Source organism: Pseudomonas sp. TMW22091 (assembly GCF_022496705.1).
Classification (GTDB): domain Bacteria; phylum Pseudomonadota; class Gammaproteobacteria; order Pseudomonadales; family Pseudomonadaceae; genus Aquipseudomonas; species Aquipseudomonas saxonica.
The window spans coordinates 535948-560072 of sequence record NZ_SCFI01000001.1; the positions used below are offsets into that span (position 1 = coordinate 535948).

Consider the following 24125-nt stretch of genomic DNA (forward strand, 5'->3'; position numbering starts at 1 on the left):
TGTAGGAGAACACTGGCAAGGCATACGGATTGTTCTTTAACTGAACCTAAACACGCCTTAAACATGATGAAACTGTTGCCAACATGGGCCTTCTAACCCTTGAGCTATACCTGAAAGCAGCCAACGAACAGCGCAAGGAGTGCGACTGCCAATCTGTCCAGGGAGGACATCGTGAACCAACAAGGCATGAGCCTGATTCAACTGTTATTCGTTCTGCTGATCGTCGCGCTTAGCGCTCAATTCGCCAGTCCGGCTTATAACGTTCTGATTGAGCAGCAACGGCGGCAAGTTGCTGCACAGCAATTAGTCAGCAGCCTGCGCAACGCCCGCGTCGAGGCGCTGGTGCGTCATCAGACTGTAGTGGTTCATGCATTGGGCGCAGATTGGAGCCAAGGCTGGCAGGTCATTCTGGACGTGAGTGGACGAGGACATCAGGACCCCAGCAACCCGGTGCTGACACAAAGACAAGGCGACTCACGCATTCCAATTGCCGGCAATACACCGGTCAGGCATTACGTGCGTTTTAACCCGCTGGGTGAACCCTTATTGAGTGGAGGCGCATTTCAAGCAGGAACGCTGCATGTTTGCCATGCAAGGACAGCGCAGAGCCACTTTCAAGTGGTGCTGGCAAAAACCGGGAGGATCAGCCTGCGCAACGATAAAGCCGCGCAGGCGTTATGCGCTTAAAGCAGCGAGCGAACGCGCAGCTCTTTGGGCATGGAGAACGTAATGTTCTCTTCGCGACCGGCCAATTCATCAGCGCCGGTTGCACCCCAGGCGTGCAATTGCTGGATCACGCCACGAACCAATACTTCAGGCGCAGAAGCACCGGCAGTAATACCGATACTCTGAACGCCGTCGAACCAGTCTTTCTGCATGTCTTCGGCACCATCGATCAAGTAAGCCGGAGTTTTCATGCGTTCCGCCAGCTCACGCAGACGGTTCGAGTTAGAGCTGTTCGGGCTGCCCACCACCAGCACCACATCACACTCGTCGGCCAGTTGCTTGACGGCATCCTGACGATTTTGGGTGGCGTAGCAGATGTCATCCTTGCGCGGGCCACCAATAGCCGGAAAGCGGGTGCGCAAGGCGTCGATGACTCGGCTGGTGTCGTCCATAGATAGCGTGGTCTGTGTGACAAACGCCAGTTTTTCCGGGTTTTTCACTTGCAGGTTGGCGACGTCTTTCTCATCTTCAACCAGATAAATAGCGCCGCCATTACTGGCGTCGTACTGGCCCATTGTGCCCTCAACCTCCGGGTGGCCGGCATGACCAATCAGAATGCATTCGCGACCGTCGCGGCTATAACGAGCCACTTCGATGTGCACCTTGGTCACCAGCGGACAGGTGGCATCGAATACTTTCAGGCCACGACCCGCGGCTTCGGTACGCACGGCCTGGGATACACCGTGAGCACTGAAGATGACGATGACGTCGTCCGGAACTTGGTCCAGCTCTTCGACAAAGATCGCGCCACGGGAGCGCAGGTCTTCAACGACGAATTTGTTGTGCACCACTTCGTGGCGGACGTAGATAGGCGGACCGAATACTTCGAGAGCGCGATTGACGATTTCAATCGCCCGATCCACCCCAGCGCAAAAGCCACGGGGGTTGGCGAGTTTGATGTGCATGCTAGGCCTCGTGGGACGCGCAGAGAAATAATGCCAATCAGGCCCGGCTTTCGCCGGGCACTGAGTTACAGCGCTTTGACTTCGAAGATTTCCACGTCGAAGGTCAGGGTCTTGCCTGCCAACGGGTGGTTGAAATCGATAGTCACTTGCTCATCATCAAAGGCTTTGACCACACCCGGCAACTCGGTGTTGGCGGCATCATTGAAGATGACCAGCAAACCTTCCGACAACTCCATGTCATTAAACTGGGAGCGCGCAATGATTTGTACGTTTTGCGGGTTAGGCTGACCGAAGGCGTTTTCCGGCAGGATCTGCAGCTCGCGCTTGTCGCCTGCCTTGAAACCAAACAGGGCGGCTTCGAATCCCGGTAACAGGCTACCGTCGCCGACCTTGAAAGTGGCAGGCGATTTGTCAAAGGTGCTGTCAACGGTGTCGCCATTTTCAAGACGCAGAGCGAAATGCAAAGTGACTTGCGTGTTCTGGCCAATACGTTGCTCAGTCATGAGCGGGTTCTCCGGACTTTTTACTTTTAAACATATCCAGTGCCAGCATCACTGCCCCTACACAAATCGCACTGTCGGCGAAGTTGAATGCAGGGAAGTACCAGCGATTTTGCCAATGCACCAGAATGAAATCGACGACATGTCCGTAGGCAATGCGGTCATAGAGGTTGCCCAAGGCACCTCCAAGAATCAGTGCAAGCGCGATGGCCAGCCAAGTGTCATTGCGCCCGAGACGCTTGAGCCACACCACCAGCACGGCACTGACCACCACAGCAATCAATGCGAACAGCCAACGCTGCCAACCCGCACTTTCAGCCAGAAAGCTGAAGGCCGCACCTTCGTTGTAAGCCAGCGTCCAGCTAAAGAGGTCAGGTATGACCACAATCTGCTGGTACAAATGCAGCGCGTTATCAAAATAGACCTTGCTGGTCAGGTCAATGACCAGAACCAGCACAGTCAACCAGAGCCAGCCCAGGCGCCCGAAGCGCCCGGCAGTGCTGGTGTTAGGCATAGTGACGTACCTCGCCGGCGCCGCTGATGTTGTCGACACAACGACCGCAGATTTCCGGATGCTCCGGGTTCACGCCAACGTCTTCACGGCAATGCCAGCAGCGCGCGCACTTGGCGTGTACAGACTTGACCACTTTGAGCTTGAGGCCCGGTACTTCAGTGACCACAGCATCGGCAGGTGCCAGTGCAAACGGCGCAACGCTGGCGGTGGAAGTGATCAGTACAAAACGCAGCTCGTTGCTCAGCTTGGACAGGTCGGCCGCCAGCTCTTCTTCGGCAAACAGAGTGACTTCAGCCTGCAAGTTACCGCCAATGGCCTTGGCCGCGCGCAGGTTTTCCATCTCTTTGTTGACCGCAACTTTAACCGCCATGATCCGCTCCCAGTAGGCGCGGTCCAGCTCGGTGCCTTCCGGCAATTCGCTCAGGCCTTCGTACCAGGTGTTCAGCATGACCGACTCGTTACGCTCGCCCGGCAGGTATTGCCACAATTCGTCCGCGGTGAACGCCAGGATCGGCGCGATCCAGCGAACCAAGGCTTCGGAGATGTGGAACAGCGCGGTCTGGCACGAACGGCGAGCCTTGCTGTTGGCGCCGGTGGTGTACTGGCGGTCCTTGATGATGTCGAGATAGAAGCCGCCCAGCTCCTGAACGCAGAAGTTGTGCACCTTGGAGTACACGTTCCAGAAACGGTATTCGCCGTAATGCAGTTCCAGCTCACGTTGCAGCAACAACGCACGATCCACAGCCCAACGGTCCAGTGCCAGCATTTCTTCGGCAGGCAGGATGTCAGTGGCCGGGTTGAAGCCGGTCAGGTTGGAGAGCAGGAAGCGCGCGGTGTTACGGATACGACGATAGGCGTCGGCACTGCGTTGCAGAATCTGGTCGGAAACCGCGATTTCACCCGAGTAGTCGGTCGAGGCCACCCACAGGCGCATGATGTCGGCACCCAAGGTGTCATTGACCTTTTGCGGAGCAATGACATTGCCCAGGGACTTGGACATTTTGCGGCCTGCTTCGTCCACAGTGAAACCGTGGGTCAGCAACTCGCGATAGGGCGCGTGGTTGTCGATGGCGCAGCCGGTCAACAACGACGAGTGGAACCAGCCACGGTGTTGGTCCGAACCTTCAAGGTACAGGTCGGCACGCGGGCCGCTTTCGTGGCCCATCGGGTGCGAACCACGCAGTACGTGCCAGTGTGTGGTACCCGAATCGAACCAGACGTCCAGCGTGTCGCTGATTTTGTCGTACAGCGGTGCTTCGTCGCCCAGCAGCTCGGCAGCATCCAGCTTGAACCACGCCTCGATACCTTCAACTTCAACGCGCTTGGCCACTTCTTCCATCATTTCGACGGTGCGCGGGTGCAGCTCGCCGCTTTCCTTGTTCAGGAAGAACGGGATCGGCACGCCCCAGTTACGTTGACGCGAGATGCACCAGTCTGGACGGTTGGCGATCATCGAGTGCAGGCGAGCCTGGCCCCATGCGGGTACGAACTGGGTGTCTTCGATGGCCTGAAGTGCGCGGGTGCGCAGGGTATCGCCTTCGACGGGCTCTTTGTCCATGCCGATAAACCACTGCGCGGTAGCGCGGTAGATCAGCGGCGTCTTGTGGCGCCAGCAGTGCATATAGCTGTGGCTGATGGTCTCGGTGAACATCAACGAACCGACTTCGATCAGTTTGTCGATGATGTTCTGGTTGGCTTTCCAGATGAACTGGCCACCGAAGAATTCCAGCGACGGCACATATACGCCGTTGCTTTGAACCGGATTGATGATGTCGTCGTTGACCATGCCATAGGCTTTGCAGGTCACGAAGTCGTCTACGCCATAAGCCGGTGCGGAGTGAACCACGCCCGTGCCTGCGCCCAGCTCAACGTAATCGGCCAGGTAAACAGGCGACAGACGGTCGTAGAACGGGTGACGGAAGTTGATCAGTTCCAACGCCGTACCGGTCGTGGTGGCGATGACCGAACCTTGCAGGTTGTAGCGCGCCAGACTCGCCTCGACCAGCTCTTCAGCCAGCACCAGCAGTTTGTCGCCCACGTCGACCAGCGCGTAGGTGAACTCAGGGTGCACATTAAGTGCTTGGTTCGCCGGGATGGTCCACGGGGTGGTGGTCCAGATCACGATCGAGGTCGGCTTGCTCAAGGCAGCCAGACCGAAGGCTTCGGCCAGCTTGGCTTCATCGGCAACCGGGAAGGCAACGTCGATGGCTGCGGACTTTTTGTCCTGGTATTCAACTTCAGCTTCAGCCAGTGCCGAGCCGCAGTCGAAACACCAGTTCACAGGCTTAAGGCCCTTGAACACGAAACCGCCCTTGACGATTTCGGCCAATGCTCGAATTTCACCGGCTTCGTTTTTGAAGTCCATGGTTTTGTACGGGTTGGCGAAATCGCCCAACACGCCCAAACGGATGAACTCGGATTTCTGACCTTCGATCTGCTCGGTTGCGTACGCACGGCACAGCTCGCGGGTTTTATCCGCGCTCAGGTTTTTACCGTGGGTCACTTCAACCTTGTGCTCGATCGGCAGGCCGTGGCAGTCCCAGCCCGGCACATACGGCGCATCAAAACCCGACAGGGTTTTGGAGCGGATAATCATGTCCTTGAGGATCTTGTTCAGCGCATGACCGATGTGGATGGTGCCGTTGGCGTACGGAGGACCGTCGTGAAGTACGAACTTCGGACGATCCTTGCCAATCTCGCGCAACTTCCCGTACAGGCCAATGCTGTCCCAGCGCTGCAAAATTTGCGGTTCGCGCTGTGGCAGGCCGGCCTTCATTGGGAAGGCTGTGTCCGGAAGGTTTAGCGTGGCTTTGTAGTCGGTCATTTCAGGCTCTTTTTAAGCGGTTGACCCAGCCAGAAGGCTCGGGCGGCGGCGACGTCCGCATTGATCGCCGTCTTGAGCGCCTCAAGGGAGGCGAAACGCTGCTCATCACGCAGCTTGTGGTGGAATGCCACGGTCAATCGTCGGCCATACACATCGCCGGCGAAATCTAATAGATGTACTTCAAGATGGGCGCTGCCATCCCCTGCTACGGTGGGTCTGACGCCGATATTGGCGACACCCGGCCAGGTTTTACCGTCGATTTCAACGCTGACCACATAAACACCGGTCAACGGAGCGCGACGACGCTTGAGCTGGATATTGGCGGTTGGTGTGCCCAGTTGGCGCGCCAGTTTCTGACCGTGCAGAACCCTGCCTTCAATGGTGAAGGGGCGCCCGAGCAAACGTTCTGCGAGGCCGAAATCTGCACTGGCCAAGGCGTCTCGCACCTTGGTACTGCTGATTCGTACGCCATCAAGCTCAACAGTTTGCGCCGCTTCGACCGTAAATTTCTGCATCAGCCCTGCTTGCTGCAGGAAGTCAAAGTCGCCCACCCGGTCACAGCCAAAGCGGAAGTCGTCGCCGACTTCAAGGTGCTGAACACCCAGGCCGTCAACCAGAATGGTATCAACGAACTCTGCGGCGCTGAGTTTGCACAAGCGTTGGTTAAACGCCAGGCACAAGACCCGATCAACCCCGGCGTCGGCCAACAACTGCAGCTTGTCGCGCAGGCGTGCCAGACGGGCCGGAGCCGTTTCAGGGGCAAAGAACTCGCGCGGCTGCGGCTCAAAAATCACCACGCAGCTGGGCACGCCCAACTCCAGTGCACGCTCACGCAGTCGCTCCAGGATAGCCTGGTGACCACGGTGTACACCGTCAAAGTTGCCAATAGTGGCGACACAGCCCCGATGCTGGGGCCGCAAATTGTGTAGGCCTAGAACCAGCTGCATAACGCGCTTCTTGCTCATAAAGTGGCCGATTATAACCACACCCGGCCCGCTACGACAGGCAACTGCACACGGCAAATCGAGTGAAATCGACAAAATGGACGTCTGACAGGTCATTACCTTACATAAGAGACTTGCGGGCGAAATCCCTCAAACGCAAGCCCAGCAGCAATAACATGCCGAAATAAGTCGCAACACCGGCAATCACCAGGCCGCCCAGACGAATAAACCGCTCGAGCATATGACCGTGATCCCAGGCGGGCATCAACTGCATAAGGCCCAACAATACGGCGGACATCACAGCCACTGCCACCGCCAGTTTGAACAGGTACTTCGTCCAGCCGGGCTGCGCCACAAACAGCTTTTGCTTACGCAACTGCCAAAACAGCAGGCCGGCATTGATGCAGGCCCCCACACTGATAGCCAAGGCGAGGCCGGCGTGTTGCAGCGGCACAATAAAAACCAGGTTGAGCAACTGAGTGATGATCAACGTGAACACCGCGATTTTCACCGGCGTGCGAATGTTTTGCTGAGCATAGAACCCAGGCGCTAACACCTTGATCAAAATCAGCCCGAGCAAACCGACGGAATAGGCAACCAGTGCGCGTTGGGTCATCGAGGCATCAAATGCACTGAATTCACCGTACTGAAACAGCGAAACCGTCAGTGGCTCAGCCAGGATAGCCAGAGCCAGCGAGCACGGCAGCACCAGTACAAAACACAGGCGCAAGCCCCAGTCGAGGATCCGCGAGTACTCCTGGCGGTCTTTGCTGGCATAGGTTTTGGACAGGGTGGGCAACAGGATCGTGCCCAGCGCGACGCCCAGCACTCCCGATGGCAACTCCATCAACCGGTCGGCGTAATACATCCAGGACACGGAACCCGCGACCAGAAATGACGCAAAAATGGTGTTGATGATCAGCGAAATCTGGCTAACCGAAACCCCGAGAATGGCCGGCAGCATCAGCTTCATGACTCGCCACACACCGGTATCGCGCAGGTTGATTCGTGGCAGCACCAACATGCCGATTTTCTTCAGATGCGGCAACTGGAACAGCAACTGGGCCAAACCGCCCACTAGCACAGCCCAACCCAACGCCATGACGGGCGGATCGAAATATGGCGTCAGAAACAGAGCGAAAATAATCATGCTCACGTTCAGCAGCGTCGGCACAAACGCGGGCACCGAAAAACGGTTCCAGGTATTGAGAATGGCGCCGGCCAATGAAGACAACGAAATCAACAATATGTAGGGAAACGTAACCCGCAACATCTCGGAGGTCAGTTCGAATTTCTCCGGTGATGTGGCAAAACCGGGCGCCGTAGCCCAAATCACCCAAGGTGCAGCCACCATGCCGAGTACGGTGACTATGGCCAGCACCAGCGTCAGTAAACCGGCCACGTACGCCACAAAGGTGCGCGTCGCTTCCTCGCCTTGCTGACTTTTGTATTCCGCCAGAATGGGCACGAATGCTTGAGAAAAAGCCCCCTCGGCGAAAATTCTGCGCAGCAGATTGGGCAATTTAAAGGCAATAAAGAACGCATCCGTGGCCATTCCAGCACCAAATGTACGCGCGACGATGGTGTCCCGAATAAAGCCCAAAACCCTTGAAATCATTGTGATAGAGCTGACGGCTGCTAGCGATTTGAGCAAATTCATTGAAAGAGTTTTTGCCTATAGAGAAAGAGCAGGCGAACAAAGCGTCCACTTATGCGATACTGCGCGCCGCAACAGCACAGAGCCAAGCTCGCGAGTTTACAGGTCAAGCGCCGGAAATAAATCTCCCGTCTCCCTCGATCCACCACTCAGCGGATCTTATCAATCGCCCTTGACAAGAGTTGTCGTCATCGGCATGATTCGCGGCCTATTTTGTTTGTTATTTCCCAAAAGTCTTTCGAGGAGCTCGACGGTGGCCAACACACCTTCCGCCAAAAAACGTGCAAAACAGGCTGAGAAGCGTCGCAGCCACAACGCCAGCCTGCGTTCCATGGTTCGTACCTACATCAAGAATGTAGTTAAAGCCATCGACGCAAAAGACGCTGCTAAAGCGCAAGCTGCTTATGTTCTGGCTGTTCCTGTTATCGACCGTATGGCCGATAAAGGCATCATCCACAAGAACAAAGCTGCTCGCCATAAGAGCCGCCTGAATGGCCACGTCAAGGCGTTGAACCTTGCGACTGCCGCTTAAGCGATAAGCTTTTTAAAAAACCGACCCTAGGGTCGGTTTTTTATTGCCTCAGAATTGATCTCGATCCTGTAGTTGCTGAGGAGCGCAGCAAGGCTGCGAGCGACGGCAAAGCCGTCGTAAACCATGAGATTGCGAGCATCCAGCCTGAACGCACCCGCAGAATTTGCGACCGCTTCGCGCTCGAACGCAGCCTCGCTGCGCTCCTCAGCTGCTACAAAACCAGGGAGAGGCAGGCAATAAAAAACCGCGATATACGCGGTTTTTTTATTTAAGCGCTTTAGCCCTGAGGCCACGGCAGAATCGGAATGGCCGTCACCGCATTCTGCGGGCTACCTTCGATCAAGCGATCGCTGTACACAAGATAAACCAGGGTATTGCGCTTCTTGTCGAGGAAGCGCACGACCTGCATGGTCTTGAACACCAGCGATGTCCGCTCCTTGAACACTTCCTCGCCATCTTTAAGTTCGCCCTTGAAGCTGATAGGCCCCGTTTGACGACAAGCAATAGACGCTTCAGCACGATCCTCAGCCAAGCCCAAACCACCTTTCATACCGCCTGTTTTGGCACGCGAGAGGTAGCAGGTCACGCCTTCAACCTTGGGATCATCGAATGCCTCGACCACAATGCGGTCATTGGGCCCAACCAATTTGAAGACCGTCGACACCGAGCCAATTTCTTCCGCCGATGCCATTAACGGCATCATCAACATCAAACCCAACAGCCCGCCAATCAAGCGCATCCCACACCTCAAAATCAAACCAGAATCAGGTTATCGCGATGAACCAGTTCCGGCTCTGCCATATACCCCAGCACACCGACAATCGCATCTGACGGCAGCCCAATTATTTTTTGCGCTTCCGACGCGCTGTAGTTGGCCAGCCCACGCGCGATTTCTCGCCCGTCGGCCGCTACACAGACCACCATCTCGCCCCGGCGAAAACCGCCCTGCACCGCCTTCACGCCCACCGGCAACAAACTTTTATTGCCCTTGGACAAAGCAGCGACAGCACCGTCATCCAGCACCAGCGTGCCACGCGTCTGTAAATGCCCAGCCAGCCACTGTTTGCGTGCAGCCAACAGACCGCGCTCAGGGGATAGCAAGGTACCTATGCGCTCGCCAGCCTTGAGCCGATCCAGCACCCGCTCCAGCCTGCCACCGACAATAATGGTGTGCGCGCCCGAACGCGCAGCCAGTCGCGCAGCACGCAACTTGGTCTGCATTCCGCCACGACCCAGCGCACCGCCCGTGCCACCGGCCACAGCATCAAGCGCAGGGTCGTCGGCACGCGCCTCGTAAATCATTTTTGCATCGGGATTATTACGCGGATCCGCATCAAACATGCCGTCGCGATCGGTCAAAATAACCAGCAAATCCGCTTCGACCAGATTGGCGACCAGTGCAGCCAGCGTGTCGTTATCACCAAAACGAATCTCGTCGGTAACGACCGTGTCATTTTCATTGATGACCGGGATCACACCCAACTCAACCAGGGCACGCAAGGTGCTTCGCGCGTTCAGATAGCGCTTGCGGTCAGACAAGTCATCATGGGTCAGCAGAATTTGCGCGGTATGCCGTGAGTGCTCGGCAAAACTCGACTCCCAAGCCTGCACCAGCCCCATCTGGCCAATGGCAGCAGCGGCCTGCAACTCATGCATGGCACTCGGTCGTACCGTCCAGCCCAAGCGACTCATGCCCGCCGCCACCGCACCGGAGGAAACCAGCACCAACTCCACGCCTGCCTCGTGCAGGGCGACCATTTGCTCGACCCAGACACCCATTGCTGCGCGATCCAGACCCTTGCCATCTGCCGTCAGTAATGCGCTGCCGATCTTCACGACCCAACGTTGCGCACCCGTCACCTTGCTCCGCATCATCACTCAACCTATGCCTGAGAGCAGCGCGACCGAGCGCTGCCCATGGAATTATTTTGACCTCTGTACCACAGATGCTAAAACGCCGCTCAATTGAGCGGCGCTGTAGTTTACTGCAACAAATCAGTCGCGGACGTAAATGATTTCCGGACCATCTTCGTCATCAACATCCTCTTCGTCCCAGTCATCTTCACCGATGTCGTGAACGCTCTTCACGCCGCTGCGACGCAGGGCACGCTTATCGTCCAGAGCCTGCAACTGAGCACGCGCCTCGTCTTCGATGCGCTGATCAAGATCTGCCAACTCAGCCTTGTAAGCCGGATCATTGGCCAGACGATCAGCACGATCTTCCAGGTAACGCATGATGTCGTGGCACAGCTTTTCAGTACCGATCTTGGCAATCGCCGAAATCACGTACACAGGGCCAGTCCACTCAAGACGATCAACGACCTCTTTGACGCGAGCGTCGTGCTCTTCTTGCGGCAACGAATCGCACTTGTTCAGTATCAGCCAGCGATCACGCTCAGCCAGCGACGGGCTGAATTTGGTCAGCTCGTTAACGATGACTTCAGCGGTATCGGCAGCACTTTCAGTGCCTTCAACCGGCGCCATGTCGACGAGGTGCAACAACAGACGCGTACGCGCCAAGTGCTTAAGGAAGCGAATCCCCAGGCCCGCGCCATCGGACGCCCCCTCGATCAAGCCCGGAATATCGGCAATTACGAAGCTTTTCCAGCGATCGACACTGACCACACCCAGGTTTGGCACCAGGGTGGTGAACGGATAATCCGCCACTTTTGGCTTGGCCGCAGACACCGAACGGATGAAGGTACTTTTGCCGGCATTCGGCAAGCCCAGCAAACCGACGTCAGCCAGTACTTTCAATTCCAGTTTCAGGTCACGCTGCTCACCCGGCTTGCCCGGCGTGGTTTGACGCGGAGCGCGGTTAGTACTGGACTTGAAGCGCGTGTTACCCAGACCGTGCCAACCGCCGTGCACCACCATCAAACGCTGACCCGCCTTGGTCAGGTCGCCGATGATTTCTTGAGTGCCCGCATCGATCACCGTCGTGCCGACCGGAACACGCAGCTCCAAGTCTTCGCCTTTACGACCGGTGCAATCCGCGCTGCCGCCATTGGAGCCACGCTGAGCATCGAAGTGACGGGTATAACGGTAGTCAACCAAGGTGTTCAGGTTTTCGTCGGCGACCATATAGATCGAGCCGCCATCACCCCCATCACCACCGTTAGGACCACCGTTTTCGATGAATTTCTCGCGACGGAAACTCATGCAACCGTTACCGCCGTCGCCTGCTTTTACTTTGATCGATACTTCATCAACAAACTTCATAACAAAACGCGCCTCTCGTCATCAGGACGAGCCGATTAAAACCAAGACATAAGACTCTTGCAAAAATGAGCGCAGCGACCTCAATCAACGTCCGTTAAATCCAGCGCCAGCAGCCCATACAAACAGTTTTGCAAGAGACTCACCCCACAAACGAAAAAGCCCCGTCGCAAGACAGGGCTCTTCCAGCTACCAAGCTATTACGCTGCGACGACTGCTGTCTTCGGAACGATGCTTACATAGCGACGACCGAAGGCGCCTTTAACCTGGAACTTGATCACGCCTTCCACTTTCGCGAACAGGGTGTGATCTTTGCCCATACCAACGCCGTAGCCAGCGTGGAATTGGGTGCCGCGCTGACGCACGATGATGTTGCCCGGGATGATAGCCTGGCCGCCATACATCTTCACGCCAAGGCGTTTGGCTTCTGAGTCGCGACCGTTACGGGTACTACCACCAGCTTTTTTGTGTGCCATGAGTCAATTCTCCTAGTGAGGAATTAGGCTGAAATTAAGCCTGAATACCGGTGATTTTGATCTCGGTGTACCACTGGCGGTGGCCCATACGCTTCATGTGGTGCTTACGACGACGGAACTTGATGATGCGGACTTTATCGTGACGACCTTGGGAGATCACTTCAGCCACAACAGTGGCGCCAGGTACAACTGGAGCGCCGATATTTACGTCGTCGCCATTGGCAACCAACAGAACGCGATCAAAAGTTACGGATTCGCCGGTAGCGATTTCCAGTTTTTCGATCTTCAGGTATTCACCTGGAGCTACTTTGTACTGCTTGCCACCAGTAACGATTACTGCGTACGACATGGTATTTCTCCGATAATCCTGCTCACCCAGCGCTTTATAGGTAAAGGTATTGGCTGGCATGGCTGCATGGGGCTGGAACGGCCCAGATGCAATTGCGTAAGGCAGGTGCTGCCCAGGAAGTTCAGGGTGCGCGATTGTACGCAAGGCAGGTCTGGCTTGCAAGGGGCCGTCCATCCGCCTTGACACGCCCAGCCCCCCGACCTAGCATGCCGCGCAACCCTTCTGGAGCACCTGTCGCTGATGCAACCCCAAGCTTTCTACCGCGCGGTGGCGGACGATTTTAGCGCCGTCGACGGCATCATCAAGAAGCAGCTGACTTCACGCGTACCGCTGGTCTCAAAAATCGGCGACTACATTACTTCGGCCGGCGGCAAGCGTTTGCGTCCTTTATTAGTGTTGCTGTGTGGCAAGGCCCTGGGTCGCGAAGGCGATGACTTGCGCCTGCTGGCCGCCACCATTGAGTTCCTGCACACCGCCACCTTGCTTCACGACGACGTTGTGGACATGTCCGGCATGCGCCGAGGCCGCAAAACTGCCAATGCTACCTGGGGCAATGCACCCAGCGTACTGGTCGGCGACTTTCTGTACTCTCGTTCTTTCGAAATGATGGTTGAGCTGGGCTCGATGCCGGTGATGAAAATCCTGTCGCAAGCCACCCGCATCATTGCCGAAGGCGAAGTACTGCAACTGTCCAAGGTACGAGACGCCAGCACCACCGAAGAAACCTACATGGAAGTCATTCGCGGTAAAACCGCAATGCTTTTCGAGGCTTCGACCCACAGTGCTGCGGCGCTGGCCGGTGCAACCCCTGAGCAAAGTGAAGCGCTGCGCACGTTCGGCGATCATCTTGGCGTCGCGTTCCAGTTGGTCGACGACTTGCTCGACTACCGGGGCGACGCGGAGTCCTTGGGCAAGAACGTCGGTGACGACCTTGCAGAAGGCAAACCGACGCTGCCACTGATCTACACCATGCGCGAAGGCACGCCTGAACAGGCGGCCCTGGTTCGCAAAGCCATCCAGAAAGGTGGCATTGAAGACCTTGAAAGCATTCGTGAGGCCGTTGAAGCCTCTGGCTCCCTGGACTACACCGCCCAGTTGGCCCGCGACTTCGTTGCCCGCGCCATTGTGTGCCTCGAAGCCCTGCCGCCGAGCGAATACCGCGATGCGCTGGTTGAGCTGAGCGAATTTGCGGTCGCACGTACGCACTGATCCTTAGCCCCTCACCCCAACCCTCTCCCGGAGGGAGAGGGAGCTGATTGTCGGTGATCTTAAGTTCGCACCCGGTCAGTCCCCTCTCCCTTCGGGGGAGGAGCTGATTGTCGGTGATCTTAAGTTCGCGTGCGGTCAGTACCCTATCCCTTCGGGGGAGGAGCTGATTGTCGGTGATCTTAAGTTCGCACCCGGTCAGTCCCCTCTCCCTCCGGGGGAGGCGTTGATTGTCGGTGATCTTAAGTTCGCGCCCGGTCAGTCCCCTCTCCCTCTGGGAGAGGGCTAGGGTGAGGGTTTTCGCCTTCGCCGATAAAACCCTATACAATGCGCGCCTTTTAGCCGACCTGACGCTTAAGGAGCTTTAGTGAGCACGTTGCCACCCTGCCCAAAATGCAACTCCGAATACACCTACGAAGATGGCGCACAGCTGATATGCCCGGAATGCGCCCACGAATGGTCTGCCACTGGCGACGCTGAAGCGGCTGATGACGTAAAAGTCTACAAAGACTCCGCAGGCACTGTGCTGACCGATGGCGACACCATTACCGTGATCAAAGACCTGAAAATCAAGGGCACTTCACTGGTGGTTAAAGTCGGCACCAAGGTTAAAAACATCCGCTTGTGCGACGGTGACCACGATATTGACTGCAAGATCGACGGTATCGGCCCGATGAAACTCAAGTCCGAGTTCGTACGAAAAGTCTGACTCTGCTGCACGCCTTCCTGCTCCTGCGCAGGAAGGTGCACCACCCTCCCCACTCCCGCAATATCAAAAAGCCAGCAACTTTGATCCGCAGCAGTTGCAACGCATAAAGATCAGAAATCCGCCAATAGGCACTTGCTATTAACTGAATAAGAATTATTCTCATTGGTATTAACCAAGGAGATGACGACCATGACGTATTTGATTGATGCCTGGCTGGACCGCCCACATCCGTACCTGCGAATCCTGCATAGGGAAACCGGAGAAGTCTGTGCGGTACTGGAAGAAGAAGCCCTGAACGAACTTCAGGATCAAGGGGATCTTGATTTCAATGGCCTTAACTCAAACGAGCCGGGGGTGCTCAAAGAGTTGGTGCGCAATCTATTTCTGTTTTGCTACGCCCGGGCATTGCGCCCTGCTGGCGTGAGCGAGACGCACGAACATCACGCCAAGATCGAAATATGAAACGCCCGGTGTAGCTGCGGGTTTGCCAGCAAACCCGCAGCCAACGTCAAAACGCCGGGTTCTTACAGAACTTCCAGCAACTCAACGTCGAATACCAGCACGCTGTGCGGAGCAATGCTGCCAACGCCTTGAGCGCCGTAAGCCAGTTCGCTCGGCACGTAGATGCGCCATTTGCTGCCGGCATTCATCAGTTGCAGGGCTTCGGTCCAACCTGCAATCACGCCACCCACCGGAAACTCGGCTGGCTGACCACGATCGTAGGAGCTGTCAAAGACAGTGCCGTCGATCAGGGTGCCGTGGTAGTGAACACGCACGGTGTCTTCACGGGATGGCTTGGCGCCTTCACCTGTTGTCACGACTTCAAATTGCAGACCCGAAGCCAAGGTGGTGATGCCGTCTTTCTTGGCATTTTCAGCCAGGAAAGCCTTGCCTTCGCCAGCTGCCGCTTCTGCCTTGGCAGCCGCTTCAGCTTGCATGATCTCGCGGATCACTTTGAAGCTGGCCGACATTTCTTCCTGACCTACACGGCTTTCCTTGCCAGCGAAAGCATCAGTCAGACCAGCCAGAATTGCATCCAGGCTTACGCCAGGTGGTGGGTTGTCGCGCAGTTGATCGCCCAGCTGGCGGCCAATGCCGTAGCTAACGCGGGTTTCGTCGGTCGACAGATTTACTTCGGACATAACACTGCTCCGCTGTAGGGCGCATAAGAAAACCTGTTTCTCAACAGGCACTTCCCAGGCGCCAGAATCCAAAAAAGGGCGAGCAGACTATCACAGGCCCCAAAGCCATCGAAGCCCAGCTTCTTGTAAGGCGCGTTTGCACACAGGTTAATGCTTGGTCAGCTTATCCAGATAACCCATCGCAAAGGCTGACACCACAAAGGTCATGTGAATGATCACGTACCACATCAGGTACTGAGTTTCGATATTGCGCGCGTCCATAAACACCCGCAGCAGGTGGATAGACGAAATGGCCACAATTGACGCGGCGACTTTCATCTTCAGCGACGTCGAGTCCATCGTGCCTAACCAGCTAAGCTTTTCCTTGTGCTCGTCGATGTCCAGCTGCGAGACAAAGTTCTCATAACCCGAAATCATCACCATCACCAGCAAACCGCCCACCAGCGCCATATCAATCAACGACAGGATGACCAGGATCAAGTCCGATTCAGATAATGCAAACACGTTGGGAATGACGTGAAACACTTCCTGAAAGAACTTCAATGCCAAAGCCAGCAAGCCCAGAGACAGGCCAAAGTAAATCGGCGCCAGAATCCAGCGGGAGGCGTACATTGCGTTTTCGATAAAGCGTTCCATTGAATCTCACTGGGTATTAAAAAAAATGGGCGCGAGTATATCAGTGACAAAAGCACAGAGATAAAGCCTTCGAAACAGCCGGTAAAAACATTTTCTGCTAGTGTCCATCCCTTCGGCATCGTTACGCACAGGAACTGAACAATGGATCTGCGATTCCCCTTGGGTTGTCTCGGGCTTTCAATAGCGTTGCTCATCACGGGCGGCTGCTCGCCGGACGATAAACCTCAGCAGGCCAGCCTGGAAGACAGAAACGCAGCGTTCGAAAAGACCCTCGATTCGATTCAGGATCAGCAGCTCAAAGACGCCGTTGCAGACCTAGGCGGCTCGCTGCTGCTATTGGAACGCGCGCGCATCAAGCTGCAAGACAAGCCCTTCGAAACCGAATACGGCAACGACGATCTCGCGCTGCTCAAGCATTACCCTGACAGCCAGGCCCTAACCGACACCTATATCAACGGCCTGTTTGTGCTGCGCAAAAACTCCAGCTCTGATTATTTGACCGATCTGGAGCCAGTCTTTCCGTTCCCGGCCAATAGCAATGCCGAGTTCCCGTTCCCCCATGCACTGGAATGGCAGTCCGTAACCCTGAGCAATAAACACGTGGTGCCCTTCCAGCCCGAGTGGTCTGAAACCGACCCAGGCATCCAACTCAGCCCTTCCAGTGCCAATTTGAGCAACCCTGACGACCTCACCATCACCTACCCCTATGTCGACGGGGTAGAAACTGCGAACGCGCAACAGCCGCAGCCCCTGATGCTGCACGGCAAAGTCGAGGTGATCGCCCCCGGCAACGTGGTTAATTTCAAACTGACACGCGAAGACGTGGGCAAAACCCGTACCGACGGCACGATCAGCGTGACCCTGCTGTCGCTGGATAAAAATGTCGCTGAAGTCGACATCATCAACAGCGCACCGCTGGCCGCTGAAGTCCGCGACACGCCGCTCAACCCTCTAATCATTCAGGCCCGCGACCACACGGGGCAATTTCTGTCACGCGCCGGGTCCATCAATGAAAACGCCGAGCAACTGGCGTTTTATCAACAGCAACTGGATGAAATGCTAAAGCAAACCGCATGGAGCGACGCATTTGGCCAGCAGTTGGATGACGAGCAAAAAGCCTTTGAGGCCGAACACCCGCATCACTACAGCAAGGTGTATTTCAACGGCCCAGTTGAGAACCTCGATATCAGCGTGCTCGACTTTTCCACCGCCAATGTCACGCGCAAAACCATTGACTTGCCAGTGCGCAACCTCGACAAGACAGTGGTGAGCAAGGATATTCAATCTCTGCCGTTATCCGTCGTGGTGTATGACGATCAGGCCGCCAACTACCTGAAGGGTTCGGCACTTGAGCCGCAGCAATTGACCAAGAGTGTGATCATCAGTCAATCCGTTGAAGACGCCAGCGCGGCAACGATTGAGTTCAGTCACCCGCCGACATTCAATGATGAGTTGCTGGGCGTACTGCCAGACACTTCTGAGGCGCCTGTCACCTTCTTCGCAGAGGATGAGCACGGCCAACGTAGCGAGCCGCTCGAACTGCCTGTCGAAGCGTTTGATGTCGACCCGCACACAGGGGTCATCACCTACGACCTCAACCTGTTCCCCGAAACACCGGCGTATGCGGTGGGTTCAATGCCACTGTTTATCGCCTCCATCGACAAACACGCCTTCAATACCGCGCAGTTGCCCAAAGGTCTTGAGCTCAAAGGCAATGCACTGGTCGTTGATCAAAAACTGTTTCCGGCGGAAGCCTGGCGCTTTTACGCCAAGGACGACACCGGCAACTACCTGAAAGAAGTACTGGCCGTCAGCCATAGCGCAGAACCGGATGGCCCTGCCTTATTTGACGTGCATTACTTTTATGGGCAGCCGACTTTGATTGAGAGCTACAGCCGCACAGCGCTGAACCCCGTCGAATACGGATTTGAAGTCAAACTGGCCAAAGTCCCGGATACGACAGCCCCCCGCTAACTGAACGAGTGAGCCCGCCCGCCATTGATCTCGCGCAACTGGGCCTGCACATGCAGGCACCAGATTTGCGGGTCATTGGCCACTTGATAACCATGCAGCGTCAGGCTTTCGACGATGGAGTCAAGGGTAGATTCAGCCGCGAACGGGCCGGGAAAAGGGCCTTGGGCTTTGATCGTGGTCGGTTGCTCGCCTGCCAGGCCTGCGGCAAAGAGCAGTGTCCACATCCCGTTATTGCCTGCCAGCGGGCGAACGCTGCATTCAATACGGGTAACCAAGCCAAAGCATTGGCGTGTAAGGCAAAGGTTGCGCGACATGGCGGCGACCCTCGGTAGATCCTGTATCAGCCGCTCAAAACGGGCTGCATCATTCCGCTGACTACAGTGGAGGTCCTTGAGGTGAGCATAGAAGAAATATCTGACAGGTGAGAATGTCGTGACCAACGGAAGGCAGGTGAGCGCCCAACACCCTCACCCCAACCCTCTCCCAGAGGGAGAGGGGGCTGATTAGTGGCGCTGCACAAGTCCCCTCTCCCTCTGGGAGAGGGCTAGGGTGAGGGGCTTTTAAGCGGGCTTTTGCTTCGCCGCCAAGGTTTCAGCAATCAGCTCTTTCTCGGCCTCTTTGAGGTCTTCGTCACTGATCATCTCGGCAATTACCCGCAAACGCTCAACCACCCGGGCATTGACGCTGCCTTCAGGGAATTGCCCTTCGGCATCGGGCTCACCCGCAGGCTCACCCACCAGCAGACTCAAGGCTTCATCCGCCTGACGCACGGCGTACACGTGGAACTTGCCATCACGCACGGCTTGCAGCACCTTCTCGTCCAGCATCAAGGTGGCCACGTTGGCTTGCGGGATGATCGCGCCCTGCTCCCCCGTAAGACCGCGCGCTTCACACAGTCGGAAGAAGCCTTCGATTTTCTCGTTAACTCCGCCTACCGCTTGGACTTCACCAAACTGGTTGATCGACCCCGTAATTGCAAAACACTGCTTGAGCGGCGTTTTCGAGAGCGCCGAGATCAGCGTGCAAGCCTCGCCCAGTGACGCACTGTCGCCATCGACGTAACCGTAGGACTGTTCCAGCGCAATACTCGCCGAGATCGCCAGCGGGAACTCCTGTGCATAACGGCTGCCCAGATACCCGGTCAGAATCATTACGCCCTTGGAGTGAATCGGCTGCCCCAGGTTTACCTCGCGCTCAATATCGACAATACCGCTGCCGCCCGGATACACCGTGGCGGAAATGCGCGCCGGCACGCCAAACGCTGAATCGCCCACCTCAAGTACAGTCAAGCCATTGCACTTGCCGACCGCAGCGCCATCGGTGTCGATCAGAATGATCCCGGCCAGCATGTCATCGAGAATCCGTGCAGACACGCGCCCGGTACGCGTGGCCTTGGCCTTCAACGCACGTTCGATATGCCCCGCGTCGGTCATTTCATCGTTGGCCAGGTGACGGATAAAATCCGCCTCGCTGACCAACTGAAACAAGTCGCCGATACGGGCTGATAAACGCCCCTGATGCTCGGCCAGACGGGCGCTGTAGGTGGCCAGTCGCGCCACGGCATCAGCCGTCAGCGGCGCCATGCCTTCTTCGCAAGTGCGTGTGGTCAACAGCTGAGCGAACTGTTCAAGGCTCTCGTCGACCATCGGAATATCTTCATCGAAGTCCACCAACACCCGGAACATCTCCTGGAAGTCCGGATCAAGGTCTTGCAGCGTGTAATACAACTGGCGAGCACCAATGATGATGACTTTGACCTGCAAGGGAATCACTTGCGGGCTCAGGGTAATGGTGGCCAGACGTCCCATTTCACCCAGCGGCGACTCCATTTTCAGTTTGCGCGATTGCAAGGCCCGCTTCAGCGCATCCCACACATAGGGTTCGCTCAGCATCTTCTCGGCTTCAAGGATCAAAAAGCCACCGTTCGCACGGTGCAACGCCCCCGGACGCAGCTGTCGATACGTGGTGTACAGCGCGCCTTGGTCGGTGCTGTATTCAATACGGCCAAACAAATTGTCGTAAGTCGGGTGCGGTTCAAACACCACCGGCGCGCCACCACTCATGGGTTGGCCAACCACCAGACTCGGCAGGTATTGCTCCTCAAGCAACTTGCGCGCTTGAGCATCGGTCTTGCTGTCATCGACCAGCTGCTCGACCACAGTTTTAAGCAGATACACCTGCATCGCCTGCAAATAGCCGCACACTTCAGCATTTTCGGCGTACTTTTGCGACAGAGGTGCCAACAAGGGTTGCAACGCCAAGGTGATCGTTTCTTCGTTCAACTGACGCAGCTGGTTGTTCGACTCTCGCTTCCACTGCGGCAGGCTGGCCAGCTCTTCGTTGAGACGCTCCTCAAGTGCAGATATATCTTCGTGGAAGCGCTCGCGCTCTTCCTCCGGCAACTGCGAGAACTCGGCTTCGTCCAACGCCTTGCCGTCACTCATGGGCGTAAACGCGACGTTGCTGCTGTCGCGGTATAACGCCACGCCTTTTTCCAGTGCCAAGCGCTCGATCACATCAAGGGCACGGTCGTAGCGCTGGTTGAAGCCGCGATCAATCGCGCTTTTGCGCTGTTGGTACGTCGGGTGCTCAAACACCGCCGGGAACGTTGCCAGCAAGTTGTCGATCAGGCCATTGATATCACCGATAAACGCGCCCGCCGTGCTGGCCGGCAGTTCCAGTGCTCGCGGCTCGCGAGGGTCATCGAAATTGTTGACGTACACCCAGTCGCTGGGTGACTTGAGCCGCTTGCCTTCAGCTTTGAGGTAGCGTTTAACAAACGAAAAACGCCCAGTCCCGGGCTCGCCCATCACAAACACGTTGTAACCGGGGCGCGGCATGGCCACGCCAAACTGCAGGGCTTCGACCGCACGCTCCTGGCCGAGAATGCCGCGAAAGGGCTCCAAATCATTGGTGGTCGAGAAGCTGAACTGTTCAGCGGAGAACGGACGGGTTAGCGCGTCAGGCGCTAGACGCAAGCTGGCAGCAACAGAATCAGGCATCGGGCTTCCTTACATCGGGCGGGGCAGATGCAGGCATTCTGGCGCTGGCCATGCACGACTGGCAAGGCACACATCGCGTGAAATCTTACCCCCCCGTATTTACGGGACGAAAATGTGCTCAAGCCACGATTGTTTTACAAAAAATCACGGAACCCTACGATCGTGCCTAGACTCCTACATGTTACGCGGCTGGAGTAATAACCGACCCGTACTGGCGCAATGAGCCAGAACCCCTTGTCCATTGGTTGCATACACATAGAGATCTCAGCTTATGAAACGGATTCTTCTTGGTACTCTCTTTACCGTTGTATCCCTCAATGCCATGGCGCAAGCGCCCGGTGGCCCGAACTGCGGTTGGGGCAACATGTTGTTTGAAGGTCAGCGCGGTACACCTGCCCACTTCCTGGCATCCACTACCAACGGCACTTCCGGTAACGCCACCTTCGGCATGACCTCCGGCACCAACGGCTGTACCACCAAAGACGCCCTGACCTACGGCGGCAAATCGTGGATTGCCATGAATGGCATGATGAACGAGCTGTCCGAAGACATGGCCAAAGGCAATGGCGAAGCACTGACGACCTATGCGGTGGTTCTGGGTGTCGCACCTGAAGATCGCGAGCATTTTGCAGCCGTTACCCACGAACACTTCCAACAAATCTTCAGCAAAGCTGATGTAACTGCGGAAGATATTCACAACAACACCCTGGCCGTGCTGAAAAGTGACGCACGCCTGTCCAAGTACGCAACAGCTGCGTAAATGAGGCCTGCCCGCTCCTTCGGGAGCGGGTATTGTGTCGCGACACCTCTCTTCGTCTGACAACAGTTGCCGAACATGCTCAAACGCCTTGCCTATCTGGCGCTCTGTGCCTGCGCCCCGCTGTATGCCTCTCCCCAGCTCGACAATCAACGTGTGCAACAACTGGCCAATGATCCATTCTGGATTTCTTTGGGTCATTACGAGGCTGGCAAGCTCAGTGGTTGGCGCAGCTATGTCAGCGATGACAAATTTTTTCTCGCCCCTGACGGTGCTCATCATCCGGACGCAGAACTACGCGCCACCGTCGAGGCGTTGTATACCCCCCTGAGCCTGGGCGATAAACACCCACAATGTGTCTACCCGGCACGAACTCGCTGGCTCAAAGCCCAACTGAACCTGACCGACCTGCCCAAGGCCGATTGCGCAGAGTTCACTCAATGGTTCAAAGACGTGGCGCCCCACAGCACGGTGATGATTTTCCCGGCCGCGTACCTGAACAGCCCGTCCTCCATGTTTGGCCATACCTTGTTGCGGATCGACCAGGCTGACGTACAGAGCAACAAGACGGCGCTGCTCAGCTATGCGATCAACTTTGGCGCTTACATTGAAGGCTCTGACAACAGCATCCTGTATGCCTGGAAGGGCTTGGCCGGCGGCTATCCCGGCCTGTTCGCACTGGTGCCGTATCAGGAAAAGCTTTCGGAATACCGCAGTCTGGAAAACCGTGACCTGTGGGAATACCGCCTGAACCTGGCACCCGAAGAAACCCAACGCATGGTTGAACATGTGTGGGAGCTTAAACAGGTTCAGTTTGACTACTTTTTCTTTGACGAAAACTGCTCATACCGCCTGCTGGAGCTGCTGCAAGTTGCGCGTCCCGGCTTGCAACTGACCACCCAGTTCCCGCTGACCGCAATCCCCACCGACACAGTGAAAGCCGTCAAGGAAGCCGGGCTGGTAGAAAGCATTGAATACCGGCCATCCCGCGAGCGTGAACTGCTGGATCGGGCCAAGGTGCTCGATCCGCAAGAACAGCAATGGGTACTGCAGGTCAGCGCCGATCAGGCGCAGCTGCAGAATCCGGCTTTCAAGGCGCTGCCCAAAGAACGCCAGGCGTTGATTATTGACGCGGCGTATCGCCTTGAACGCTATCGTGCCAATGGCCTTGAGCGCGATGCCGGGCGTTCGCAACGCAGCTTTGAACTGCTGCGAGCGATCAACCAGAACCCTGCGCCCGAACTAAAGGTCGAGAAACCTGAATTACCTGAAAACGGCCACGAGTCGCGCACCTGGCAATTAGGTGCCGGTAGCCGCGACGACAAAGCGTTTGCCGAGTACGGCTTGCGCATGGCCTATCACGACCTGAACGACAACGCGCCGGGCTTCCCGCTGGGGGCGCAGATTGAAATTCTGCAACTCAAACTGCGCCAGTACGAAGGTAATAAATGGCAAGTCCAGCAGCTGGATCTGGCCAATATCCGCTCCCTGACGCCGCGTAACGAGCTGCTTAAGCCGTGGTCATGGCAAGTCGGCGGCGGGCTAGAACGGGTACTGGGCAAGCACGGCGACGAAAATCTGGTGAGTCATGTCAACGGCGGCGCGGGCGGCACCTGGCAATTGGGTGAAGACATGCTCGGCTTTGCGCTGGGGACTGTGCGGATAGAACACAACAATGACTTCGCGGCCTTCGTATCACCCGCTGCCGGTTTTAATACCGGTGTGCTGTGGCGTAACCCGGTGGGTAATCTGAGCCTTGAGGCCAAGGGTGACTACTTCGCCAATGGAGAAATCCGCCGTAGCCTCAGTTTGAATCAACAGTGGGAAGTGTCTCGTAATCTGGGAGTGCGCTTGAGTGCTCAACGAGAGTTCAGCAAGCTCACCTCCCCCATCAACGAAGTGATGCTGGAAGTGAAGTGGTATCACTACTAGTAATCGCTGCCGAAGGCTGCGACCGAGCGCGAAGCGGTCGCAGACTGGACGCATCGGTGTGTCACTCAAAAGGAATTGAACCCGCACACTCAGCCGTGCTCTGAACCTTGTAGCCACAAGG

General features: G+C 56.4%; 23 protein-coding genes. 8 read left to right on the forward strand and 15 right to left on the reverse strand.

What is annotated here, in order from left to right; all coding sequences use genetic code 11:
- Window positions 1–171 precede the first annotated feature (171 nt).
- Entirely contained in the window at window positions 172–687 is a 516-nt protein-coding gene (locus tag EQV93_RS02480; RefSeq protein ID WP_240890818.1) for a GspH/FimT family pseudopilin, read from the forward strand.
- On the opposite strand, the gene ispH is transcribed toward EQV93_RS02480, so the two are convergent.
- The 6 genes from ispH to murJ all read right to left on the reverse strand — a co-directional run bounded on the left by ispH (window position 684) and on the right by murJ (window position 8073).
- The gene (gene ispH / locus EQV93_RS02485) at window positions 684–1631 is read right to left on the reverse strand and encodes a 4-hydroxy-3-methylbut-2-enyl diphosphate reductase (RefSeq protein ID WP_122785838.1); all 948 of its coding nucleotides are present in this window, start codon (window positions 1629–1631) and stop codon (window positions 684–686) included. The genes EQV93_RS02480 and ispH overlap by 4 nt on opposite strands.
- A gap of 65 nt (window positions 1632–1696) precedes the next feature.
- Window positions 1697–2134: an FKBP-type peptidyl-prolyl cis-trans isomerase gene (gene fkpB, locus EQV93_RS02490; RefSeq protein ID WP_122785839.1), complete on the reverse strand. Its 438-nt coding sequence runs from the start codon at window positions 2132–2134 to the stop codon at window positions 1697–1699.
- Window positions 2127–2645, reverse strand: coding sequence for a signal peptidase II (lspA, locus tag EQV93_RS02495; RefSeq protein WP_122785840.1), 519 nt, complete (start codon window positions 2643–2645; stop codon window positions 2127–2129). The genes fkpB and lspA overlap by 8 nt, the downstream gene beginning before the upstream one ends.
- Window positions 2638–5469, reverse strand: a complete 2832-nt coding sequence (ileS, locus tag EQV93_RS02500) for an isoleucine--tRNA ligase (protein WP_146384341.1) — start codon at window positions 5467–5469, stop codon at window positions 2638–2640. The genes lspA and ileS overlap by 8 nt, the downstream gene beginning before the upstream one ends.
- Window positions 5466–6416: a bifunctional riboflavin kinase/FAD synthetase gene (gene ribF / locus EQV93_RS02505; RefSeq protein ID WP_122785842.1), complete on the reverse strand. Its 951-nt coding sequence runs from the start codon at window positions 6414–6416 to the stop codon at window positions 5466–5468. Before ribF ends, ileS begins: the two co-directional genes overlap by 4 nt.
- A gap of 118 nt (window positions 6417–6534) precedes the next feature.
- Window positions 6535–8073 (reverse strand): murein biosynthesis integral membrane protein MurJ, encoded by a 1539-nt coding sequence (gene murJ, locus EQV93_RS02510; protein ID WP_240890819.1) that lies wholly within the window; start codon window positions 8071–8073, stop codon window positions 6535–6537.
- Window positions 8074–8323: 250 nt separating this feature from the next.
- On the opposite strand from murJ, the gene rpsT reads away from it, so the two are divergent.
- Window positions 8324–8602: a 30S ribosomal protein S20 gene (gene rpsT / locus EQV93_RS02515; RefSeq protein ID WP_003443902.1), complete on the forward strand. Its 279-nt coding sequence runs from the start codon at window positions 8324–8326 to the stop codon at window positions 8600–8602.
- A gap of 277 nt (window positions 8603–8879) precedes the next feature.
- On the opposite strand, the gene EQV93_RS02520 is transcribed toward rpsT, so the two are convergent.
- From EQV93_RS02520 to rplU, 5 genes are all read right to left on the reverse strand, one after another.
- Window positions 8880–9341 carry a CreA family protein gene (locus tag EQV93_RS02520; RefSeq protein WP_122785845.1) on the reverse strand — a complete coding sequence of 154 codons (462 nt, stop codon included), beginning with the start codon at window positions 9339–9341 and terminating at the stop codon, window positions 8880–8882.
- A gap of 14 nt (window positions 9342–9355) precedes the next feature.
- Window positions 9356–10474: a glutamate 5-kinase gene (gene proB / locus EQV93_RS02525; protein ID WP_240890895.1), complete on the reverse strand. Its 1119-nt coding sequence runs from the start codon at window positions 10472–10474 to the stop codon at window positions 9356–9358.
- A 123-nt stretch (window positions 10475–10597) separates the two neighbouring features.
- Complete coding sequence (gene cgtA / locus EQV93_RS02530) at window positions 10598–11824, reverse strand: Obg family GTPase CgtA (protein WP_122785846.1); 1227 nt, start codon at window positions 11822–11824, stop codon at window positions 10598–10600.
- Window positions 11825–12021: 197 nt separating this feature from the next.
- Entirely contained in the window at window positions 12022–12297 is a 276-nt protein-coding gene (rpmA, locus tag EQV93_RS02535; protein WP_003443913.1) for a 50S ribosomal protein L27, read from the reverse strand.
- A 34-nt stretch (window positions 12298–12331) separates the two neighbouring features.
- Complete coding sequence (gene rplU / locus EQV93_RS02540; RefSeq protein ID WP_007901869.1) at window positions 12332–12646, reverse strand: 50S ribosomal protein L21; 315 nt, start codon at window positions 12644–12646, stop codon at window positions 12332–12334.
- 240 nt (window positions 12647–12886) lie between these two features.
- Here rplU and EQV93_RS02545 point away from each other — a divergent pair, with 240 nt between their 5' ends.
- The 3 genes from EQV93_RS02545 to EQV93_RS02555 all read left to right on the forward strand — a co-directional run bounded on the left by EQV93_RS02545 (window position 12887) and on the right by EQV93_RS02555 (window position 15023).
- The gene (locus EQV93_RS02545; protein WP_122785847.1) at window positions 12887–13855 is read left to right on the forward strand and encodes a polyprenyl synthetase family protein; all 969 of its coding nucleotides are present in this window, start codon (window positions 12887–12889) and stop codon (window positions 13853–13855) included.
- A gap of 364 nt (window positions 13856–14219) precedes the next feature.
- Entirely contained in the window at window positions 14220–14561 is a 342-nt protein-coding gene (locus EQV93_RS02550; protein ID WP_146384347.1) for a zinc ribbon domain-containing protein YjdM, read from the forward strand.
- 189 nt (window positions 14562–14750) lie between these two features.
- Window positions 14751–15023: a PA4570 family protein gene (locus tag EQV93_RS02555; protein WP_122785849.1), complete on the forward strand. Its 273-nt coding sequence runs from the start codon at window positions 14751–14753 to the stop codon at window positions 15021–15023.
- A 62-nt stretch (window positions 15024–15085) separates the two neighbouring features.
- Here the strand turns inward: EQV93_RS02555 and EQV93_RS02560 are convergent, their stop codons facing one another.
- Together EQV93_RS02560 and EQV93_RS02565 are read right to left on the reverse strand one after the other, a co-directional pair.
- Window positions 15086–15703 (reverse strand): FKBP-type peptidyl-prolyl cis-trans isomerase, encoded by a 618-nt coding sequence (locus tag EQV93_RS02560; protein ID WP_122785850.1) that lies wholly within the window; start codon window positions 15701–15703, stop codon window positions 15086–15088.
- A 147-nt stretch (window positions 15704–15850) separates the two neighbouring features.
- Window positions 15851–16339, reverse strand: a complete 489-nt coding sequence (locus tag EQV93_RS02565; RefSeq protein WP_122785851.1) for a TIGR00645 family protein — start codon at window positions 16337–16339, stop codon at window positions 15851–15853.
- A gap of 141 nt (window positions 16340–16480) precedes the next feature.
- On the opposite strand from EQV93_RS02565, the gene EQV93_RS02570 reads away from it, so the two are divergent.
- Window positions 16481–18313 carry a hypothetical protein gene (locus EQV93_RS02570; RefSeq protein ID WP_122785852.1) on the forward strand — a complete coding sequence of 611 codons (1833 nt, stop codon included), beginning with the start codon at window positions 16481–16483 and terminating at the stop codon, window positions 18311–18313.
- Here the strand turns inward: EQV93_RS02570 and EQV93_RS02575 are convergent.
- Both EQV93_RS02575 and EQV93_RS02580 read right to left on the reverse strand, forming a co-directional pair.
- Complete coding sequence (locus EQV93_RS02575; protein ID WP_122785853.1) at window positions 18310–18627, reverse strand: PA4575 family protein; 318 nt, start codon at window positions 18625–18627, stop codon at window positions 18310–18312. The genes EQV93_RS02570 and EQV93_RS02575 overlap by 4 nt on opposite strands.
- Window positions 18628–18873: 246 nt before the next feature.
- Window positions 18874–21315 (reverse strand): Lon protease family protein, encoded by a 2442-nt coding sequence (locus EQV93_RS02580; protein WP_146384349.1) that lies wholly within the window; start codon window positions 21313–21315, stop codon window positions 18874–18876.
- Between the two features lie 271 nt (window positions 21316–21586).
- Here EQV93_RS02580 and EQV93_RS02585 point away from each other — a divergent pair, with 271 nt between their 5' ends.
- Together EQV93_RS02585 and EQV93_RS02590 are read left to right on the forward strand one after the other, a co-directional pair.
- Complete coding sequence (locus EQV93_RS02585) at window positions 21587–22075, forward strand: DUF3015 domain-containing protein (RefSeq protein ID WP_122785855.1); 489 nt, start codon at window positions 21587–21589, stop codon at window positions 22073–22075.
- A gap of 75 nt (window positions 22076–22150) precedes the next feature.
- Window positions 22151–24004 carry an Lnb N-terminal periplasmic domain-containing protein gene (locus EQV93_RS02590; RefSeq protein WP_240890820.1) on the forward strand — a complete coding sequence of 618 codons (1854 nt, stop codon included), beginning with the start codon at window positions 22151–22153 and terminating at the stop codon, window positions 24002–24004.
- Window positions 24005–24125: the final 121 nt, after the last annotated feature.

Bases quoted from the DNA above. Each gene is read 5' to 3' on its own strand.
- rplU (WP_007901869.1), bottom strand. From the start codon at position 12,646: ATGTCGTACGCAGTAATCGTTACTGGTGGCAAGCAGTACAAAGTAGCT.
- fkpB (WP_122785839.1), bottom strand. From the start codon at position 2,134: ATGACTGAGCAACGTATTGGCCAGAACACGCAAGTCACTTTGCATTTC.
- EQV93_RS02555 (WP_122785849.1), top strand. From the start codon at position 14,751: ATGACGTATTTGATTGATGCCTGGCTGGACCGCCCACATCCGTACCTG.
- rpmA (WP_003443913.1), bottom strand. From the start codon at position 12,297: ATGGCACACAAAAAAGCTGGTGGTAGTACCCGTAACGGTCGCGACTCA.
- EQV93_RS02565 (WP_122785851.1), bottom strand. From the start codon at position 16,339: ATGGAACGCTTTATCGAAAACGCAATGTACGCCTCCCGCTGGATTCTG.
- cgtA (WP_122785846.1), bottom strand. From the start codon at position 11,824: ATGAAGTTTGTTGATGAAGTATCGATCAAAGTAAAAGCAGGCGACGGC.
- EQV93_RS02575 (WP_122785853.1), bottom strand. From the start codon at position 18,627: ATGTCGCGCAACCTTTGCCTTACACGCCAATGCTTTGGCTTGGTTACC.
- murJ (WP_240890819.1), bottom strand. From the start codon at position 8,073: ATGAATTTGCTCAAATCGCTAGCAGCCGTCAGCTCTATCACAATGATT.
- ribF (WP_122785842.1), bottom strand. From the start codon at position 6,416: ATGCAGCTGGTTCTAGGCCTACACAATTTGCGGCCCCAGCATCGGGGC.
- EQV93_RS02590 (WP_240890820.1), top strand. From the start codon at position 22,151: ATGCTCAAACGCCTTGCCTATCTGGCGCTCTGTGCCTGCGCCCCGCTG.
- EQV93_RS02580 (WP_146384349.1), bottom strand. From the start codon at position 21,315: ATGCCTGATTCTGTTGCTGCCAGCTTGCGTCTAGCGCCTGACGCGCTA.
- EQV93_RS02570 (WP_122785852.1), top strand. From the start codon at position 16,481: ATGGATCTGCGATTCCCCTTGGGTTGTCTCGGGCTTTCAATAGCGTTG.
- ispH (WP_122785838.1), bottom strand. From the start codon at position 1,631: ATGCACATCAAACTCGCCAACCCCCGTGGCTTTTGCGCTGGGGTGGAT.
- proB (WP_240890895.1), bottom strand. From the start codon at position 10,474: ATGCGGAGCAAGGTGACGGGTGCGCAACGTTGGGTCGTGAAGATCGGC.
- EQV93_RS02520 (WP_122785845.1), bottom strand. From the start codon at position 9,341: ATGCGCTTGATTGGCGGGCTGTTGGGTTTGATGTTGATGATGCCGTTA.
- lspA (WP_122785840.1), bottom strand. From the start codon at position 2,645: ATGCCTAACACCAGCACTGCCGGGCGCTTCGGGCGCCTGGGCTGGCTC.
- EQV93_RS02560 (WP_122785850.1), bottom strand. From the start codon at position 15,703: ATGTCCGAAGTAAATCTGTCGACCGACGAAACCCGCGTTAGCTACGGC.
- EQV93_RS02545 (WP_122785847.1), top strand. From the start codon at position 12,887: ATGCAACCCCAAGCTTTCTACCGCGCGGTGGCGGACGATTTTAGCGCC.
- ileS (WP_146384341.1), bottom strand. From the start codon at position 5,469: ATGACCGACTACAAAGCCACGCTAAACCTTCCGGACACAGCCTTCCCA.
- EQV93_RS02585 (WP_122785855.1), top strand. From the start codon at position 21,587: ATGAAACGGATTCTTCTTGGTACTCTCTTTACCGTTGTATCCCTCAAT.